Source organism: Pseudomonas grandcourensis (assembly GCF_039909015.1).
Classification (GTDB): Bacteria; Pseudomonadota; Gammaproteobacteria; order Pseudomonadales; family Pseudomonadaceae; genus Aquipseudomonas; species Aquipseudomonas grandcourensis.
The window spans coordinates 4,156,932-4,175,137 of sequence record NZ_CP150919.1 but is presented as its reverse complement, the minus strand read 5'-3'; the positions used below and the strand labels follow the sequence as shown (position 1 = coordinate 4,175,137).

Genomic DNA, 18,206 nt, shown 5'->3' with positions numbered 1-18,206 from the left:
GCCAGCCGTGGCGGCTCGAGTGAGCCGCCACGGTTTTACCGGTCAGCGCTTGTCAGCGACCAATGGCGGGGTACGCGGTGGGATCATGCGTTTGTTGCCGGTCGACTCGAACGCCGACGCCAGGTGCAGCAGCGACGAGTCGTCATAGGCGCGCCCGGCAAACGTCAGGCCGACCGGCATGCCGATGTCCGGCATCACGCCCATCGGCACGGTGACCGTTGGCACGCCCAGGTGACGGATGGCGAGGTTGCCGTTGGCGACCCACACACCGTTGCTCCAGGCGATGTCCGCCGATTGTGGATCGACATCGGCATTCGCCGGGCCTACATCGGCGACCGTCGGGAACAGCACCGCGTCGAGGCCCAGGCGATCCATCCAGTCTTCCAGATCGATCTTGCGGGTCTTTTCCAGCCCGCGCAGGCCGTCCGGCACTGTGCTGATCTGGTCCCACGGGGTGATGCCGCGCTCGGCCATGCGCACGTATTCGTCCATGCCGGCGACCAGGTCGCCCTCGCGGTTGGGCAGGGTGCCAGGGTCGTGAGGGAAAATCTGCGGGCCGTCGACATCGACGAGGCGATTCAGTTTCGGATCGCCGTTGGCTTGCAGGAAATCATCGAAGGCCCAGGCGGTCAGGTCCCACAGTTCATGGTGTAAAAATTCCTTGGAGACGATGCCGCGATTGAACACGGTCGGCGCACCAGGGCGATCACCTTCGCAATTGGAGACCAGCGGGAAGTCCACTTCGAGTACTTGCGCACCCGCGTCTTCGAGGGCCTTGCGCGCTTGTTCCCAGAGCCCGATCACCGAAGGACGGGTGTTGATGCGTTGGCCGGTCGGGCCACCGATGCCCGGTGCTTCGGACGTGCCGGCTTCAGGGTCGGCGTTGATGTACATGCGTGGAATGCCGAACTTCTTGCCTTTGAGCGCCTCGCTGTTGGCGGCCAGCGCCGCGTAGGATTTGGGGCGTACCAAGGACGAACTCGGGATCGGCACCCAGGGTTGCAGGCGCCACAGGTCGCCACGGGTGTCCGGGTCATCGGCCACCACCACGTCGAGCACTTCCAGCAGGTCGGCCATGGTCCGGGCAAACGGCACGACCACGTCCATGGTCGGCGTCAACGGCCAGTTGCCGCGCACCGAGATCACCCCGCGCGAAGGGGTGTAGGCGCACAAGCCATTGTTCGAGGCCGGGCCACGACCGCTCGACCAGGTTTCTTCCGCCAGGCCGAAGGCCGCGAAACTGGCGGCAGTGGCAGTACCCGCGCCGTTCGACGAACCGGAGGCGAAAGGAGCGGTGAGGTAGTCAGCGTTGTACGGGCTCTCGGCGCGGCCGTAGACGCCGCGCTGCATCCCGCCGTTGGCCATCGGCGGCATGTTGGTCTTGCCCAGGCAGATCGCCCCGGCGGCGCGCAGGCGTTCGATGGTGAACGCATCGCGATAGGCGACCAGGTCCTTGAAGGCCGGGCTGCCGGAAGCGGCGGTCAGGCCCTTGACCAGATAGCTGTCCTTGGCGGTGTAAGGGATACCGTCCAGCGCTCCCAGGGTCTGGCCCTTGGCGCGACGGGCGTCGGACGCCTGGGCTTCGGCGAGTGCCTCGGGGTTGCGAACCACGACCGCGTTCAGCGCAGTAGGGGTTTCGGGGCCGTCATAGGCGTCGATCCGCGCGAGATAAGCCTGGACCAGTTCAACCGAGGTGGTCTGGCCGGATTCGAGCGCGGCGCGCAACTCGGCAATGGAAACTTCGGTAACTTCGATCATGCTGCCACCGCCGCTTGCAGGTGGAGGGTCCCAAACACTTCACTTTTCTCGAAATGGACTTTCATATCGTTATTCTCGTTGCACTGTGTGGCACGACAGGGTCGGGTGTTAAAAATACTGAGCACTATTTAGCATTAAACCGGGATTTTAGGAATCCGTTGTCCAATTTATCTTACAGGCGACAGAAAAAAGGCCACCACAACCCGACGTTGTGATGGCCCGAGGGTGACTCATTATAGTGGCCCGCGCGCGCAGGCCAATGGATCAGTGAGCGCCGGCGGCCTTGTTCAGGTCGCTTTCGGCCCATTCGGTGTACACGCAGGCATCTGCCGTGGCCCAGCGCACCCGCACCGGGTCGCCGGCCTTGAGCGGCATGCCGGCGGCGGACAGCGCCTTGACCGTCATCGAGGTGCCGCCAGCAGTGACCACGCTGCAGGTCTGGCTTTCGCCGAGAAACAGTACTTCCATGACTTTGGCCGAGACTTCGTTCCAGCCGGCGGCCAGGGGTTCGGCAAGGGCTTGTTCATTGCTCAGGGCCAGGGCTTTTTCCGGACGCACCATCAACAGCACGTCCTGATCGGTTTGCAGGCCGGCGGTGAGTCGGATCGACAGCGGCTGCCCCTCGAAGGTCGCCACCGCATTACCCTGGGCCTTGAGCTTGAGGAAGTTCGAGTTGCCGAGGAACGAGGCGACAAAGGCGTTCGGCGGATTCTGGTACAGGTCATAACCACTGCCCAGGCCGACGATCTTGCCGTGGCTAAAAATCGCGATGCGCTGGGACAAACGCATGGCTTCTTCCTGATCGTGGGTCACGTAGACGATGGTGATGCCCAGGCGCCGATGCAGCTGACGCAGTTCATCCTGCAAGTCTTCACGCAGTTTCTTGTCCAGGGCACCGAGGGGTTCGTCCATCAGCAGGATGCGCGGCTCATAGACCAGCGCCCGGGCAATGGCGACCCGTTGCTGCTGGCCACCGGAGAGTTGCGAAGGGCGGCGATGGGCGAATTGCTCGAGCTGCACCAGTTTGAGCATCGCATCGACCCGGCGCTCGCGCTCGGCGGTAGCCAGTTTGCGGATGGCCAACGGGAAGGCGATGTTGTCGCGTACCGACAGATGCGGGAACAACGAATAGCGCTGGAACACCATGCCGATGTCGCGCTTGTGCGGCGGCACGTTCACCAGCGACTGGCCGTTGACCAGGATCTCGCCGCTGCTCGGGGTTTCGAAGCCGGCCAGCATCGACAGCGTGGTGCTTTTGCCCGAGCCGCTGGAGCCGAGGAAGGTGAGGAATTCGCCGTCCTTGATGTCCAGCGAGATGTTGTCCACAGCGGCAAAGTCGCCGTAGTGCTTGTTCAGGTTACGCAGGCTGACCAGGGGTTTGTCATTTTGCTGCGCGGAATCTTTGATCACTGCACTCATGTCGTACTCCTGGCGCTCAAGCGCTGATTTCGTTGCGCCGGCGCAGGGCAGCGGCGATGACCATGACCAACACCGAGAGGCCGATCAGCAGCGTCGAAGCGACGGCGATCACGGGCGTCAGGTCCTGGCGCAGGGTGGTCCACATTTTCACGGGAAGGGTTTGCAGGGTCGGGCTGGCCATCATCACGCTCAGCACCACTTCATCCCACGAAACGAGGAAGGCGAAGAGGGCGCCGGCCACCATGCCCGGACGGATCGCCGGGAAGGTCACCTTGAACACCGCTTGCAGGCGCGAGGCGCCGCAGATCACCGCCGCATCCTCGATCGACTGATCGAACAGCTTCAGTGAGTTGATGATCGAGATGATGGTGAACGGCAACGCGACGATCACATGGCTGACCACAAAGGCGAACATGGTCCCGGTGTAACCCAGTTTCAGGAACAGCGCGTACACCGCCACGGCGATGATCACCAGGGGCACGATCATCGGCAGGGTGAACAGGCCGTAGAGCATTTCCCGGCCGGGGAAGCGGCCACGCACCAGGGCGAACGCAGTGGGCAGGCCCAAAGCGACGGCGAAGAACGTGGTCAGCACCGCGACTTTCAGGCTGGCCATCGCCGCGTTCATCCAGTCGGCATTGGAGAAGAACTGGCCGTACCATTTCAGCGTCCAGCCCGGCGGCGGGAACACCAGCCACTGGGACGAGCCGAACGACAGCAGCACGATGAACACGATCGGCAGCAGCAGGAACAGACCGATCAGCCCGGTGGTGGCATACAGGCCGAAGCGCATGCGCCGGCTCATGGCATTGGGGGTCAGGAGCATGACGGCTTACCTCGCGTTGCTGGCGCCAACCGGGGATTCCGGCTGGAGCTTCAGGTAGAAGTAGAACAGCACCAGCGTGATCACGATCAACAACGCGGCACCGGCACTGGCCAGGCCCCAGTTGAGGAACGACTGCACCTGCTGAATGATGAACTCGGGCAGCATCATGTTCTGCGCACCGCCCAGCAGCGCCGGGGTCACGTAGTAACCGAGGGACATCACGAACACCATCAGGCCGCCGGAAAACAGCCCCGGCCGGCACAGCGGCAGGAACACCCGGAAGAAGTTGGTCCAGGGGCTGGCGCCGCAGATGGAACCGGCCTGCAAGATCATCGGGTCGATGGCCTGCATGGTCGCCTGCAACGGCAGCACGATGAACGGGATCATGATGTAGCTCATGCCGATCACCACGCCGGTGAGGTTATGCACCATCTCCAGCGGCTGATCGATGATGCCCATGGCCATCAACGCCTTGTTGATCACCCCGGAGGCTTGCAGCAACACCAGCCAGGAGTAGGTGCGGGCGAGCAGGCTGGTCCACATCGACAGCAGCACGATGCTGAGGATCCAGCGACCCCAGCCACGGGGCACCAGGGTGATCGCCCAGGCCAGCGGGAAGCCCAGCAACAGGCTGAACAGGGTCACAAGACCGGCCACCGAGAAGGTGTTGAGCAACACCCGGGCATAGGCCGAGTTGGCGAACAGTTGTTCGTAGTTGCCCAGGCCCGGCACCGGTTCCAGCACGCCGCGCAGCAGCAGGCCAATCAACGGCGCCAGAAAGAACAGGCCGAGGAACAGCAGGGCGGGGACCAGGTTGCTCGCGCCACGCCAGCGCTGCGCCAGGGAAGGGGATTGCGTCATCACAGCTGCCTTGGTGGGCGCCGAACCGGCAGCGCCAGTGGCGCTCCCGGTGGCAGTGGATGGACGAGACGCGGTTGCCGTCATTTTCATTTGACCAGCCATTCGTTCCACCGTGTCGCGATGGCCGGACCGTTCTTGGCCCAGTACGCGAAATCAAGAGTGATCTGATCCTTTGCGTAAGCGGTCGGCAGGTTAGGGGCCAGCACCGAGTCCAGGCGCTGCACGCTGTCGACGTTGACCGGGGCGTAGGCGGTCAGGTTGGAGAAGTCCGCCTGGCCCTTGGCACTGCTGGCGTTGGCCAGGAACTTCATCGCCGCGTCCTTGTTTTTCGAACCCTTGGGAATGACCAGGATGTCGGCCATGACCAGGTTCTGCTTCCAGCTTACGCCGACCGGGGCGCCGTCTTCTTGCAGGGCGTGAATCCGGCCGTTCCAGAACTGGCCCATGCTCGCTTCACCGGAGGCCAGCAACTGCTGCGACTGCGCGCCGCCGCCCCACCAGACGATGTCTTTCTTGATGGTGTCGAGTTTTTTGAAGGCGCGATCCAGATCCAGCGGGTAGAGCTTGTCCGCCGCTACACCGTCGGCCAGCAGCGCCAGTTCCAGCACGCCAGGGCTTGGCCATTTGTAGAGGGCACGTTTGCCGGGGTAGGTCTTGGTGTCGAACAGCGCGGACCAGTCCTGAGGCTTGTTGGCGCCGAGCTTGCCTTCGTTGTAGCCGAGGACGAAGGAGAAGAAGAACGAGCCGACGCCGTGGTCGCTGACGAAGCGCGGGTCGATCTTGTCGCGGTCAATGACTTTGAAATCGAGGGGTTCGAGCAAGCCTTCGGAGGCGGCGCGCAGGGCGAAGTCGGCTTCGACGTCGACCACGTCCCACTGCACGTTGCCGCTCTCGACCATGGCCTTGAGCTTGCCGTAGTCGGTCGGACCATCCTGCACCACGGTGATGCCGCTGGCCTTGCTGAACGGGTCGGCCCAGGCCTGCTTCTGCGCATCCTGGGTGCTGCCACCCCAACTCACGAAGTTGACGCTTTCAGCTGCCAGCAATGCCTGGCTGGTCACGCTCAGCAGTCCCGCAAAAAGAACCGCGGTCGCACGTTTGTTCAACACCATTTTCACGCCCTCATTGTTGTGTTTATGAGCGGGGCTTTGGAGTGCCCGCCTATCGGGAGCAGTAGGTCCGTCGAGTCAGTGCTGACTGTCCGGTCTATGGAATATCATATTATGGTATTCCAAGCTTTGTGCAAGCACTTTGCCGTACCGGCTATCAGCCGAGAGTGGATTTTTCAATGGTTCTGAAGATTGCCCGGCGACGCAATCCTTGTGGGAGCGAGCCTGCTCGCGATGAGGGCGTGTCAGTCGATACAAGTGTTGACTGTCATACCGCTATCGCGAGCAAGCTCGCTCCCACAGGGAAATGTGCTAAGCCAAGAGTCACTCGGTGAATGGAATACTCTCCACCACCTCCAGGTCATACCCGGTCAAGCCCGCATACTTCAGCGGCGGGCCGAGATGACGCAGCTTGCCGACACCCAGGTTCTGCAGGATCTGCGCACCGGTGCCCACTTCCGAATAAATCCGTGACTGCGAACGGCTGAACTGCCGGGGCGGCTGGGTCAATTGCGGCACCCGCTCGAGCAACGCCTGGGAGGATTCGTGATTGGCCAGCACCACCACCACGCCGTGGCCTTCGGCGGCGACACGCTGCAAGGCGGCCCACAACGTCCAGTTGGTCGGCCCGCTGTATTCGGCGCCGACCAGGTCGCGCAACGGGTCAATCACATGCACCCGCACCAGTGTCGGTTGCTCGCGGCGCAAATCGCCCATGACCATGGCCATGTGGACACCGCCTTCGATGCGATCCTCAAAGGTGATCAGACGAAAGGTGCCGTGCACGGTCGGCAGGTCACGTTCACCGATGCGCACGATGGTGTGCTCGGTGCTCAGGCGATAGTGAATCAGGTCGGCGATGGTGCCGATCTTGATCCCGTGCTTGCGCGCGAATACTTCCAGGTCCGGGCGCCGGGCCATGGTGCCGTCGTCGTTCATCACTTCGACGATCACCGATGCGGGCGTGTGGCCGGCCAGGCGTGCCAGGTCGCAGCCGGCTTCGGTATGGCCGGCGCGGGTCAGCACGCCGCCTTCCCGGGCGCGCAACGGAAAGATGTGGCCGGGTTGCACGATGTCGGCGGGGCCGGCATGGGCGGCGACGGCAGCGGCCACGGTGCAAGCGCGATCCGCTGCGGAGATGCCGGTGGTCACGCCGACGGCGGCCTCGATGGACACGGTGAACGCGGTGCTGAACACGCTGCCGTTGCTCGGCACCATCTGCTCCAGGCCCAGGCGTTTGCAGTGCTCGTCGGTCAAGGTCAGGCATATCAGGCCCCGGGCTTCACGGGCCATGAAGCTGATCGCCTCGGGTGTGCAGCAGTCGGCGGCCAGCAACAGGTCGCCTTCGTTTTCCCGGTCTTCATCGTCGACCAGCAGGACCATTTTGCCGAGGCGGTAATCTTCGATGATTTCTTCGATGCTGTTGAAGGCCATGCTGGAGTCTCAGTGTTTGTTGGATGGGTTCTGTGGTATACCATAATACAAAATAAACCGAGATGTCACTATGAAGGCGTACTGGATTGCTCATGTGGATGTCACCGACCCTGATCAATACAGCCAATACACTCAGCGGGCGCCCAAGGCGTTTGCTCTGTATGGCGGTCGGATTCTGGCGCGGGGTGGGCGTAGCGAGGCGATGGAAGGCCGGTCTACGCCGCAGCGCAGTGTGGTGATCGAGTTTGATTCCTATGAGCAGGCGGTGGCTTGCTATCACTCGGCGTTGTATCAGGAGGCTAGGGGGTATCGTGAAGGGGTGGCTTTGGCTGAGGTGATTATTGTCGAGGGTGTGGGGCCGCTCTAAAAAGGGACTGAGTACATATCCGTTGCTGCGGTAACGGCGGCTTATGGTTTCGCCCTTACGGCGAGTCCCTTTTGTCAAACGACACAAAAGGAACCAAAAAGTCTCGCCCCTTACGTACGGCCCCTCGCTGAGGCTCGGCGTTCCTTCGCTCCGGTATTCATCCGGGGGCATTGCCCTCCGGTCGGCTTCGCTTCGACCTACATGCAATGAGTTCGACTGCGTCGAACGGCGCTGCGCGCCAGTCCCCGGATGAACACCTCCACTCAGCCTTCCGAGGGGGCGGGTGGATCAAGATCAAAAGCTGCAGGCGAGCTAACGCTCGGCCTGATGAGTGGTGAGGATCGACGCGGTGGTGTGGGCTGCTCTGCTTTTGCTTTTCTGTGGGAGCGAGCTTGCTCGCGAAGACGGCCTGCCAGCCGACCGAAATCTTGCAGATGTACTGAGTACCTGTGGGAGCGAGCTTGCTCGCGATGACGATCTGCCAGTCACCAGGTGCCCCACAGACGAACGACCCCAACAACCAGGCCGGCCGGTAGGCCGCCTCGGGCGCTGTTGCGGTACACGCCCCCTCGTGAGGCCGAGCGCAGGTTCTGCGCAGTGGGCAACCCGGCATGGATGCCGGGTTAGTCGCCCCCGGCCATGGATGGCCGATGGCGACGGGCCCACGGAGCAGGACCGGAGCGAGGGCATGCCGAGCCACGGCGAGGCACCGAATGTCAGGGGCAAGAGCCCTTGGTTACTTGGGGCTTTTCCAAGTGACCCGCTGTAAAAGCGGAACCAATAGCTGCCGTTACCGCAGCAACGGATATGTACACCTACAAAACACTCATCGCCTGACACAAAGCCATCGCGAGCAAGCTCGCAGGTGGAAGGTGGAAGGTGGAAGGTGGAAGGTGGTCGATCAAAATCCGCAGCTAATCACCGAATAAAGTGAATCTTCCCGCTGTCATCATTGCCCATATAAATGCCATACACCCCAGCCTGACGCTCCTCGATATAGCGCTCAAGGATCTGCCGAATCGCCGGGTAGTAGATGCTGTCCCAAGGAATATCCTCAGGCGCGAAGAACTTGTAGTCGAGGGTTTCCGGCCCGTACTGCCCGGTAATCTCCAGCGCGATGGCGCGGAAGATGATGTACACCTCGCTGATCTGCGGCACGCTGAAGATCGAATAGGGCGAGACGATTTCCGCACGCACGCCGCTTTCTTCCCAGACCTCGCGCAAGGCCGCCTGCTCGGTGGTCTCGCCGCTTTCCATGAAGCCCGCCGGCAGCGTCCAGGTGCCCGGACGCGGCGGAATCGCGCGTTGGCACAACAGGTACTTGCCGTCCTGCTCGATGATGCAGCCGGCAATGATCTTCGGATTGATGTAGTGGATGTAGCCGCAACCGCGGCACATCAGGCGCTCGTGCGTATCGCCCGGCGGCACCTGCTGACCTAGGTCAGCGCTGCCGCACTTTGGGCAAAAGCTCGGGCTGAACATGTCAGCGACCTATGCGCGGTTCTTTCAGCGCGATGGGCTGGGTGATCGCCGGGATGTCGCCGGTTTCTTCCTGCTTGCGCTTGAGGTAGTCCAGGGCCACGGCAGCGGCCGCACGCACGTGGTCGACGCACGCCTGGTGGGCGACCAGCGGGTCACCGCCCTTGATCGCCTCGACCATGCGTTCCATTTCCTGGTTGCTGGCGCCGCGACGGTTTTCCTGGGACACCGAGGTCGCGCGCAGGTAGCTGATGCGTGCCTGCAACTGGCGCAGTTGAGTGGCCGCGACATGGTTGCCCGAGCCTTCGAGCAGCACATCGTAGAAACCCTGCACCGAGTCGATGACCTGCTGCAGCTCGCCGTCTTTCAGCGCCTTGCGGTTTTCTTCGAGGGCTTTTTCCAGGGCCTTGATGTCCTTGGCCTTGGCGCGCAGGGTGAACAGTTGCACGATCAGCCCTTCGAGTACGCAGCGCAGCTCGTAGATGTCCACGGCGTCGGCCAGGGTAATGATTGCGACACGCGGGCCCTTGGCGTCGGCGAATTCCACCAGGCCTTCGGATTCCAGGTGACGCAAGGCTTCGCGCACGGAGGTACGGCTGACGCCCAGGCGATCGCACAGATCGCGTTCGACCAGACGGTCTCCCGGCAGGAGCTGGAAGTTCATGATGGCGCTTCGCAGTTTATCCAGCACGATTTCGCGCAGGGTAACGGGGTTGCGATTGACCTTGAAGCTGTCGTCGAGTGGCAGGCGTTTCATGGGGTCCGCTCTGATTGTGGCTGTCCATGCAAAAAGAGCACTTCGATTACGGGAATCTGGGTGCCCGGTCAGATCAAACAGCCAAGGGTTAACTGGAGGCCTCGGCATCGGCTTCGGCGAAGGCTTCACGGGCGAGCCGGAAACTGTCTACGGCAGCGGGGACACCGCAATAAATGCCGACCTGAAGCAGTATTTCGCGTATTTGCTCACGACTCAGGCCGTTACGCAAGGCGCCGCGCACATGCAGCTTGAGTTCATGGGGCCGGTTGAGCGCCGAGATCATCGCCAGGTTGATCATGCTGCGCTCCTTGAGCGACAAACCCTCACGACCCCAGACATGACCCCAACAATACTCGGTGACCATTTCCTGCAACGGTCGGGTGAAGTCGTCGGCGTTCTCGATGGAACGATTGACGTAGGCTTCGCCCAGCACCTGGGTGCGGATCTTCAGGCCTTTTTCGTATTTTTCGTTGCTCATTTGCGTAGCTCCCGTGGGCTCAGAGGCCGCCCATCAAGGTGTATTTGAGTTCCAGGTAATCCTCGATGCCGTACTTCGACCCTTCACGGCCCAGCCCCGAGGACTTGATGCCGCCGAACGGCGCGACTTCGGTGGAAATCAGCCCTTCGTTGATCCCGACCATGCCGTATTCCAGCGCCTCGCTCATGCGCCAGGCGCGGCCCAGGTCGCGGGTGTAGCAGTAGGCGGCCAGGCCGAATTCGGTGTCGTTGGCCATCTCGACGGCTTGGGCCTCGGTGTCGAAACGGAACACGGCGGCCAACGGACCGAAGGTTTCATCCCGGGCGACTTTCATCTGCGTGGTGACGCCGCTGAGCACGGTCGGCTGGAAGAAGCCGTTGCCCAATGCATGGCGTTCTCCGCCGCACAGCAGTTGTGCGCCGTGTTCCAGCGCGTCTTGCACGTGGTCTTCGACCTTGGCCACGGCACGCTCGTTGATCAGCGGCCCTTGGGTGACACCATCATCGAAACCGCTGCCGACCTTGAGTTGCGAAACCCGCTCGGCCAGGCGCGCGACAAAGGCGTCGTGGATGCCGTCCTGCACCAGGAAGCGGTTGACGCAGACGCAGGTCTGCCCGGCGTTGCGGAATTTGGCGATCAGCGCGCCATCGACGGCACGTTCCAGATCGGCGTCGTCGAAGACAATGAACGGCGCGTTGCCGCCCAGTTCCAGCGAGACTTTTTTCAGGGTCGGCGCGCACTGGGCCATCAGCAGCTTGCCGATGGCGGTGGAGCCGGTGAACGACAATTTGCGCACGAGTGGGCTTGAAGTCAGCTCGCCACCGATGGCGATGGCGTCGCCGGTAATCACGTTGAAGATGCCCGCTGGAATGCCGGCCTGTTCCGCCAGTGCGGCCATGGCCAGTGCCGAGAACGGCGTTTCCGGTGCAGGCTTGACGATGCACGGGCAACCAGCCGCCAGCGCCGGGCCGGCCTTGCGGGTGATCATTGCCGCCGGGAAGTTCCACGGCGTAATGGCCGCGACGACGCCAATCGGCTCCTTGCTGACCACGATGCGTGCATCGCCCTTGTGGCTGGGAATGGTGTCGCCGTAGATGCGCTTGGCCTCTTCGGCGAACCACTCGATGAAGCTCGCGGCGTAGAGGATTTCACCCTTGGCTTCAGCCAGTGGCTTGCCTTGTTCGAGGGTGAGGATGTGTGCCAGGGCGTCGGCGTTTTCCAGCATCAAGGCATGCCAGCGCTTGAGCGTATTGCTGCGCTCCTTGGCGGTCAGTACGCGCCAGGCTGGCCAGGCTTTGTTGGCGGCGTCGATGGCCAGGCGTGCATGTTCGGCGCCGAGGTTCGGCACCCGGCCGATGAGTTCACCGGTCGCCGGGTTGAAGATGTCCTGACAGGCGCCATCCGGCGCGTCCAGCCATTGGCCATTGATGTAGGCCTGTTGGCGGAACAGTAACGAGGCTGCTGGGCTCATGCCGGCTCCTGAGTAAAGTGGTGGACCCTGTGGGAGCGGGCTTGCTCCGGGCGGCGTTCCCACAGGGGGATTGTGTTGATCCATCAGGCCAGGGTGGGCAGCGGACCCAGCTTGCCTTTGTGGTAGATCATCGGCGTGACCGGTTGCGCGGGCAGGATCAGGTTCTTCACCGCGCCGACGATGATCGCGTGATCGCCGCCGTCGTATTCGCGCCACAGTTCGCACTCGATGATCGCCGTGGCCTTGGCCAGGATCGGGTTACCCAGATCGCTCAGGTGCCACTCGATGCCTTTGGCCTTGTCCTTGCCTTTACCGGCGAAGGCGTAGGCTTCGGCGGTCTGCTCGGCGGACAGCAAATGAATCGCGAACTGCTTGCTGTCGCGCAGCACCGGGTAGGTGTCGGAGCCGTAGTTGGGGCAGAACAGCACCAGCGCCGGGTCGATCGACAGCGCACTGAACGCGCTGGCGGTAATGCCTACGATGCCGCCGTCCGGGTCCAGGGTGGTGACCACCGTGACCCCGGACGGGAACGAACTCATCACGTCTTTGTAAATGCCGGGTTCGATCATTTTCCAGGACTCCTAGCGCATCACGAAGGGATCAGGCATCGGTGCCTGGGACAGGTTGATCCACACCGTTTTCAGCTCGGTGTAGGCCAGCACCGAATCGATGCCGCTTTCGCGTCCATAGCCACTGTTCTTGAAGCCGCCGATCGGCGCCATGGCCGAGACCGCGCGGTAGGTGTTGACCCAGATGATCCCCGAACGCACGTCCCGGGCCAGGCGATGGGCGCGGCCCAGGTCGCGGGTCCAGATGCCGGCGGCGAGGCCGAACTGCGAGTCGTTGGCAATCGCCAGCGCTTCGGCTTCGTCCTTGAAACGGATGACCGAAGCCACCGGGCCAAAGACTTCTTCCTGCATGATCTTCATCGAATTGCGGTCGCACTCGAACAGCGTTGGCTCGTAGAACCAGCCGTCGCCCAGATTCTCCGGACGCTTGCCGCCCAGGCGCAGGCGCGCACCTTCGGCGATGGCATCGGCCACCAGGCCTTCGACCACGGCCAGTTGCTGGGCGGTGGCCATCGGGCCCATTTCGCTGCTGTCGTCCTGGGGGTTGCCGATGCGGATGCGCTGGGCGCGTTCCACCAAACGGCCGACGAACTCGTCGTAGATCTCGTCCTGCACCAGCAAGCGCGAACCGGACACGCAGCTCTGCCCGGAGGCCGCGTAGATCCCGGCGATGGCGCCGTTGATCGCGCTGTCGAGGTCGGCGTCGGCGAAGATGATGTTCGGCGATTTTCCCCCCAGTTCCAGCGACAGTTTGGCGAAGTTCTCCGCGCTGCTGCGCACCACATGCCGTGCTGTGGCCGCGCCGCCGGTGAAGGCGATCTTGCGGATCAGCGGATGGCGGGTGAGGGCGGCGCCGGTGCTCGGGCCATAACCGGTGACAACGTTGACCACCCCCGGCGGAATCCCGGCTTCCAGCGCCAGGCGTGCCAGTTCGAGGATGGTCGCCGAGGCGTGTTCCGACGGCTTGATCACGATGGTGTTGCCCGCGGCGAGGGCCGGGGCGAGTTTGATCGCGGTCAGGTACAGCGGGCTGTTCCACGGAATGATCGCGGCGACCACGCCCATGGCTTCGTGCACGGTGTAGGCAAACAGGTCCGGCTTGTCCAGCGGCAGGGTGCCGCCTTCGAGCTTGTCCGCCAAGCCTGCGGTGTAGTGGAAGAACTCCGGCAGATAGCCAACCTGACCACGGGTTTCACGGATCAGCTTGCCGTTGTCGCGGCTTTCCAGCTGCGCCAGTTGTTCCTTGTTCTCGGCGATCAGGTCGCCCAGGCGACGCAGCAGTTTGCCGCGAGCGGTGGCGGTCAAACCGCGCCATGCCGGGCTGTCGAAAGCGGTTTGCGCGGCTTGTACGGCGCGCTCGACATCGGCTTCGTCGGCGTCGGGCAGTTCAGCCCAAGGCTCGGCCAGCGCCGGGTTGAGGCTTTCGAAGGTCTTGCCGGACAGGGCATCGACCCATTCACCGCCGATGCACATCTGGAAGCGTGCGAGTGTCATGCAACGATCCCCTTGATCTGGTTTTGTTGGGAGTGCGCGGTCTGCAGAAACTCCAGCAACAGCTGGTTGACCAGGCGCGGCGACTCTACCGGCATCATATGCCGTTGCTCGGCGAGCACGGCAACGGTCGCACCGGGAATGCGTTCGGCCAGTTGCCTGGCCATTTCCGGGGTCGAACCGGGGTCCAGCTCGCCGGTGGCGATCAGCGTCGGCACCTGGATGCTGGCCAGGTCGTCGGCGCGGTACATGTCCTGGGTGGCGAACAGTTCATAAGTGGTCAGGTAACCCTGGGGGTCATTGCCGGCCAGGGTCTGGCGAATCGCGGCGATCTGCGCCGGGTTCGCGGCCTGGTATTCGCGGCTGAACCAGCGCGACAGCGCCGCTTCGGCATTGGCGTCCGGCCCGTGTTCGGCGGCCTGGCTGGTGCGGGCGATGACCCCGGCACGCTGTTCGGCGCTGCGGTTGAACACGCTGTTGAGCACCACCAGGCCTTCCAGGCGTTGCGGGTAGTGCAGGGCAAAAGCCCGCGCCACCAGCCCGCCCATGGAAAAACCGATCACCGTTGCCTTGGGCAATTGCAGGTGGTCGAGCAGCTCCAGCAACTGGTCGGCATAGCCGAGCAGCGGCGTGCCGCTTTCCGGGCGCGGGCTGGCGCCATGGCCGAGCATGTCGTAGGCGATGACGCGGTACTTCGTGGCCAGGCCAACGATCTGGCCGCCCCACATTTCTTTGTTCAGGCCCACGCCGTGGATCAAGACCACGGGCTGGCCTTGGCCGGTCGCCAGGTAACTGGTGCCAGCCGGGGTGAGTTCAGCGGTGAGCCGAATCATGGAGCGCTCCTGCAATGCCTTCTTGTTGTCGTTCTGCTGGCCGGTTACTGGGCTTTTTCGGCTGCCAGTTCTTCCAGGTCGATGTAGCGGTTGCCGATGCGCGGGTGCAGGCGGCCGCCGTCGGCGCAACCCAGGACCACGACGATCTCGTCGGCACGCGGGGCGTCTTCGATCTGCATTTCCAGGGTGATGTAGTGCGAACGCAGGCCTTCGTCGTCCTTGTGCATCATCGGGATCTGGATCGAGGTGCCCGGGCCGCCGCGCTTGTTGGTGAAGCTCAGGTAGCTCTTGGCCTTGACCGCTTCGCGGTAATGGTTGCCGAAGCGCAGGGTGTGGATCACCGCCGAAGCGTGCTCGATCTCGCCGTCGGCGCCGACCACCGCAGCCTTGCCGTAAGCTTCGATTTTCTCGGCGCCGCCAATGATGCCCACCAGACGCTCGACCATCAGCGCGCCGAGGTCGGAGCAGTTGGCGCGGATCTGTGGTTTCAGGTCTTCGACGAAACCGTTGCCCAGCCAGGGGTTCTTCATCACCACGGCCAGACCGACCATGGTCACGGGCTTATCGGTGGCTTTGCCGCCTTCAATAAAGGTTTCTTCGACATAGCTGACGATCTTGCGGATTTCGAAACTCATGAGCTGCTCCGTAGAGGTTTGGGTGTCTGTGCGTCTGATGGTATACCATAATACCGATAGCACAAGTCCCCGAACGGAGTTTCTGGCTGGATGGCAGGTAAAAGTTCGCTTACCGAGTCGCCGGACTGATGACACCAGCTTCGCCCTTGGCCAACTCAATGGGGAGCGGACCTTTCACTGCGGGTGGTTGTGCGTCAAGGAAACCGACGTGGTGCTGGTAGTACACGCCCAGTACCGGGTTGTTGGCGGTGATTAGGTGATAGTAGGGCGCAAATATTTTTATAGCTGTCCTTTGCCACTTGCTCGGCGAGGTGGCGTCGACTTGCTGGGGGCGGCGAGGTTGGGAGGTGTGCTGCTATGGAAATGGTGCGCAAAGTTTAGGGAGGTGGGCGTTAGGACGACGACCGACCAGTACTGGTAGTAAGGATGCCCAAACCGCCAAAGATATGCCGCCGACGAGCAATTACGATGGACGAAAAAAGTAGCATATGGCTACTATGATGTGTCCCTAGGAAATCACCATCTCTCGTGATTGTTCGATGGAGTACTTTCAGCGGCTAATGTTGAGGCTGAGGGATGGATGACACCCTTTCCTAATATAAAAACAATGTGCCTGGTACCTCGCCGGCGTGACAAGGATCGTTAAATGCGACACGACAAAGATGATCCTAAGGGATATTACTTAGTCATGGGGTTAACCTCGACCGTCGGGGATGATCAGATCAAGGCCGCCTATCGAAGGCGCGCCATGGAGCTACACCCTGATCGCAACCCTGGAAACGATACCACCCGGCAATTTCAATTCTTAAATGAAGCTTATGCGGTGCTATCGAACCCCGTCTCCAGGACCGAATATGACAGCGTGGGTACTCAAACTGCTGGCACTGATCCCGCGACATCTCAAGTGCCAGACCCTATCGTCTGTTCTCTCTGCACAAAAGTTTCGGCTCAACCAAGAGTCGTGGTATTCCGATCTGTAAAAAGCTTCCTTGTGGCAACAATTCGCAAACCTATCGCTGGTGTGTACTGCAGTGAGTGTGCTCAGAAACAGTCTCTGAAAGCATCAGCAACCAGTTGGTTGCTTGGTTGGTGGGGCTTTCCATGGGGGCCGCTTTACACTGCGCACGCATTGGTGAGCAACATGTTCGGTGGCACGCATCCACCGCTTGAAAATGCTAGATTGCTGGGTTACCAAGCTTACTATTTCTATGCGACTGGACGCCCTGACCTGGCACAGTCACTCGCCGAAAACGCGATAAAGTACTGCAGGAAAGTGCCGAATACACCTAGCCGTAAAAGTGCGGAAGAAACTGAGCGAGACAGTCTGCTCAGCAACCTTGAAGCATTCATGGCCGAATTGGGTAGCAACAACAAAGCCAATCGATTGAAAAACAGCTGGGGCCCCATACACGGTCGTTTTTTTGTCCATCTTGGTGCGATTGCTGCGGCGGCTGGAGTGATCGCCATCGCGATAATTAATTATCCCCAATCACACTATTCTCCGCCTCGTGGGCCAATGCCGTATTCCGCGCAACCTGCCCCATTAGCAACTTCCACAAATGTGTCGGGTGGTATGGTTGTTCAGCCTGCGTCGGCTACCAACACCCCACAGACGGTGGTGGCAAAAAAACCGGCCTATGTGCGTTCGAAGATGGCCCCAAATGGCCGGCCATGGCCTAAAACCGCGGGGTACTTGGTTGGTGAACCACAAACGCACAAGACTGGCCACTCGGAGGTGACGATCGACAATGGGCAGAACAACTCGGACGTTCTGCTGAAACTCGTTGCGTTGGAAGGTAAGCTAGCCCGGCCGGCAAGGCAGATTTTTATTCCTGCACACAGTAGCTTTACCATGAAAAATCTCACTGCTGGCAACTTTGATGTACGGTATCGCGATCTGACTTCCGGCGGTCTTTCGCGCTCGGAATCTATGGAGCTAACTGAATCCACCACATACAAAGGGACCCAGTACAGTGTTATCACGCTTACTCTCTACAAAGTGGCGAATGGCAACACTGCGACTTACGGGCTTTCAGAGGATGAGTTCTAAAGAACTTGAAAGGCTTCAAAGTACTTCATTATTCATGCGAGCCAATAAAAATTGTGGTGCTGCAGTCCGTGTAGTATTCAGATGTTATCAGCTGTTTTTCTACCGTTGGAGAGCACATTGAGAATGTTCAATGGACGCTAGTATATTTTATATAGCGTCTGGCATAAATTTAACTTGCTGCTTGTCGTCGCGTTGATTCAAATCGACGCCGTAGTGAGAATTGCTTTTCAGAATGTATCGCTCGGCGGCACATATGTAAATTTGAGCGTAGATGGATTCAATGTGAATCATGTGGCCCACGATGAGTTTTACCAGTTGCCGTGCGCGTCTGGACAGCTCATCGCCTGAGGTCATTAGTGCACCGAGCTGCTCTTCGTCGGTGAACTCGCGACTAGCCTGCACCTGGATTTCACTTCGTATAAGAGGTGCACATCAGATCAATCAAATCGCCAAAGAACTCTTGTTTAAATGCGTTGTAGGTTACGCCCCGAAAGCTACAAGACCTTGCGCCGTTGCCTACGGTTACGCCAGAATCCGCCGGCTTGTGCGCCTGGGGTCCGCTCGGTAACTTGATTCGCATCACTGCCCATCAGTGATCGGGTTTAGCAGCCCGTTGATGTCAAGACGCATGATGTCTCTATCAAACAGGTATCCCATACCTGCACTTGA

Annotated in this window: 16 protein-coding genes; 2 read left to right on the top strand and 14 right to left on the bottom strand. The window is 61.1% G+C overall.

Annotation, left to right across the window (positions count from 1 at the left end; translation table 11 throughout):
* Positions 1-42: 42 nt before the first annotated feature.
* The 6 genes from AABM52_RS18550 to ribBA form a co-directional block, all read right to left on the bottom strand.
* Positions 43-1,758 carry an amidase gene (locus AABM52_RS18550; protein WP_347907360.1) on the bottom strand — a complete coding sequence of 572 codons (1,716 nt, stop codon included), beginning with the start codon at positions 1,756-1,758 and terminating at the stop codon, positions 43-45.
* A gap of 264 nt (positions 1,759-2,022) precedes the next feature.
* On the bottom strand, positions 2,023-3,177 hold the full coding sequence (locus tag AABM52_RS18545; protein ID WP_347907359.1) for an ABC transporter ATP-binding protein: 1,155 nt from the start codon (positions 3,175-3,177) through the stop codon (positions 2,023-2,025).
* Positions 3,178-3,193: 16 nt separating this feature from the next.
* The gene (locus AABM52_RS18540) at positions 3,194-4,003 is read right to left on the bottom strand and encodes an ABC transporter permease (protein WP_007976227.1); all 810 of its coding nucleotides are present in this window, start codon (positions 4,001-4,003) and stop codon (positions 3,194-3,196) included.
* Positions 4,004-4,009: 6 nt separating this feature from the next.
* Positions 4,010-4,954: an ABC transporter permease gene (locus tag AABM52_RS18535; protein ID WP_347907358.1), complete on the bottom strand. Its 945-nt coding sequence runs from the start codon at positions 4,952-4,954 to the stop codon at positions 4,010-4,012.
* The gene (locus AABM52_RS18530; RefSeq protein ID WP_223515093.1) at positions 4,951-5,976 is read right to left on the bottom strand and encodes an ABC transporter substrate-binding protein; all 1,026 of its coding nucleotides are present in this window, start codon (positions 5,974-5,976) and stop codon (positions 4,951-4,953) included. Before AABM52_RS18530 ends, AABM52_RS18535 begins: the two co-directional genes overlap by 4 nt.
* Positions 5,977-6,297: 321 nt before the next feature.
* Positions 6,298-7,407, bottom strand: a complete 1,110-nt coding sequence (gene ribBA, locus AABM52_RS18525; RefSeq protein ID WP_046043525.1) for a bifunctional 3,4-dihydroxy-2-butanone-4-phosphate synthase/GTP cyclohydrolase II — start codon at positions 7,405-7,407, stop codon at positions 6,298-6,300.
* Between the two features lie 70 nt (positions 7,408-7,477).
* Between ribBA and AABM52_RS18520 the strand changes: the two genes are divergently transcribed.
* On the top strand, positions 7,478-7,774 hold the full coding sequence (locus AABM52_RS18520; RefSeq protein ID WP_347907357.1) for a DUF1330 domain-containing protein: 297 nt from the start codon (positions 7,478-7,480) through the stop codon (positions 7,772-7,774).
* Positions 7,775-8,692: 918 nt separating this feature from the next.
* Here the strand turns inward: AABM52_RS18520 and AABM52_RS18515 are convergent.
* From AABM52_RS18515 to AABM52_RS18480, 8 genes are all read right to left on the bottom strand, one after another.
* Complete coding sequence (locus AABM52_RS18515) at positions 8,693-9,256, bottom strand: NUDIX hydrolase (protein WP_046042559.1); 564 nt, start codon at positions 9,254-9,256, stop codon at positions 8,693-8,695.
* Position 9,257: 1 nt separating this feature from the next.
* Positions 9,258-10,010, bottom strand: coding sequence for a GntR family transcriptional regulator (locus AABM52_RS18510; protein ID WP_347907356.1), 753 nt, complete (start codon positions 10,008-10,010; stop codon positions 9,258-9,260).
* Between the two features lie 88 nt (positions 10,011-10,098).
* Complete coding sequence (locus AABM52_RS18505) at positions 10,099-10,488, bottom strand: carboxymuconolactone decarboxylase family protein (RefSeq protein WP_008059553.1); 390 nt, start codon at positions 10,486-10,488, stop codon at positions 10,099-10,101.
* A 19-nt stretch (positions 10,489-10,507) separates the two neighbouring features.
* Positions 10,508-11,959, bottom strand: a complete 1,452-nt coding sequence (locus AABM52_RS18500) for an NAD-dependent succinate-semialdehyde dehydrogenase (RefSeq protein WP_347907355.1) — start codon at positions 11,957-11,959, stop codon at positions 10,508-10,510.
* Between the two features lie 83 nt (positions 11,960-12,042).
* Positions 12,043-12,528 carry a flavin reductase family protein gene (locus AABM52_RS18495; protein ID WP_110662724.1) on the bottom strand — a complete coding sequence of 162 codons (486 nt, stop codon included), beginning with the start codon at positions 12,526-12,528 and terminating at the stop codon, positions 12,043-12,045.
* Between the two features lie 12 nt (positions 12,529-12,540).
* Positions 12,541-14,022, bottom strand: coding sequence for an aldehyde dehydrogenase (locus AABM52_RS18490; RefSeq protein ID WP_056723954.1), 1,482 nt, complete (start codon positions 14,020-14,022; stop codon positions 12,541-12,543).
* Entirely contained in the window at positions 14,019-14,852 is an 834-nt protein-coding gene (locus AABM52_RS18485; protein WP_347907353.1) for an alpha/beta fold hydrolase, read from the bottom strand. Before AABM52_RS18485 ends, AABM52_RS18490 begins: the two co-directional genes overlap by 4 nt.
* A 44-nt stretch (positions 14,853-14,896) precedes the next feature.
* Positions 14,897-15,487 (bottom strand): amino acid synthesis family protein, encoded by a 591-nt coding sequence (locus tag AABM52_RS18480; RefSeq protein ID WP_007978708.1) that lies wholly within the window; start codon positions 15,485-15,487, stop codon positions 14,897-14,899.
* A 646-nt stretch (positions 15,488-16,133) separates the two neighbouring features.
* On the opposite strand from AABM52_RS18480, the gene AABM52_RS18475 reads away from it, so the two are divergent.
* A complete protein-coding gene (locus AABM52_RS18475) occupies positions 16,134-17,537 on the top strand; it encodes a J domain-containing protein (protein ID WP_347907352.1) in 1,404 nt (467 codons plus the stop codon).
* The last annotated feature ends 669 nt before the right edge of the window (positions 17,538-18,206 follow it).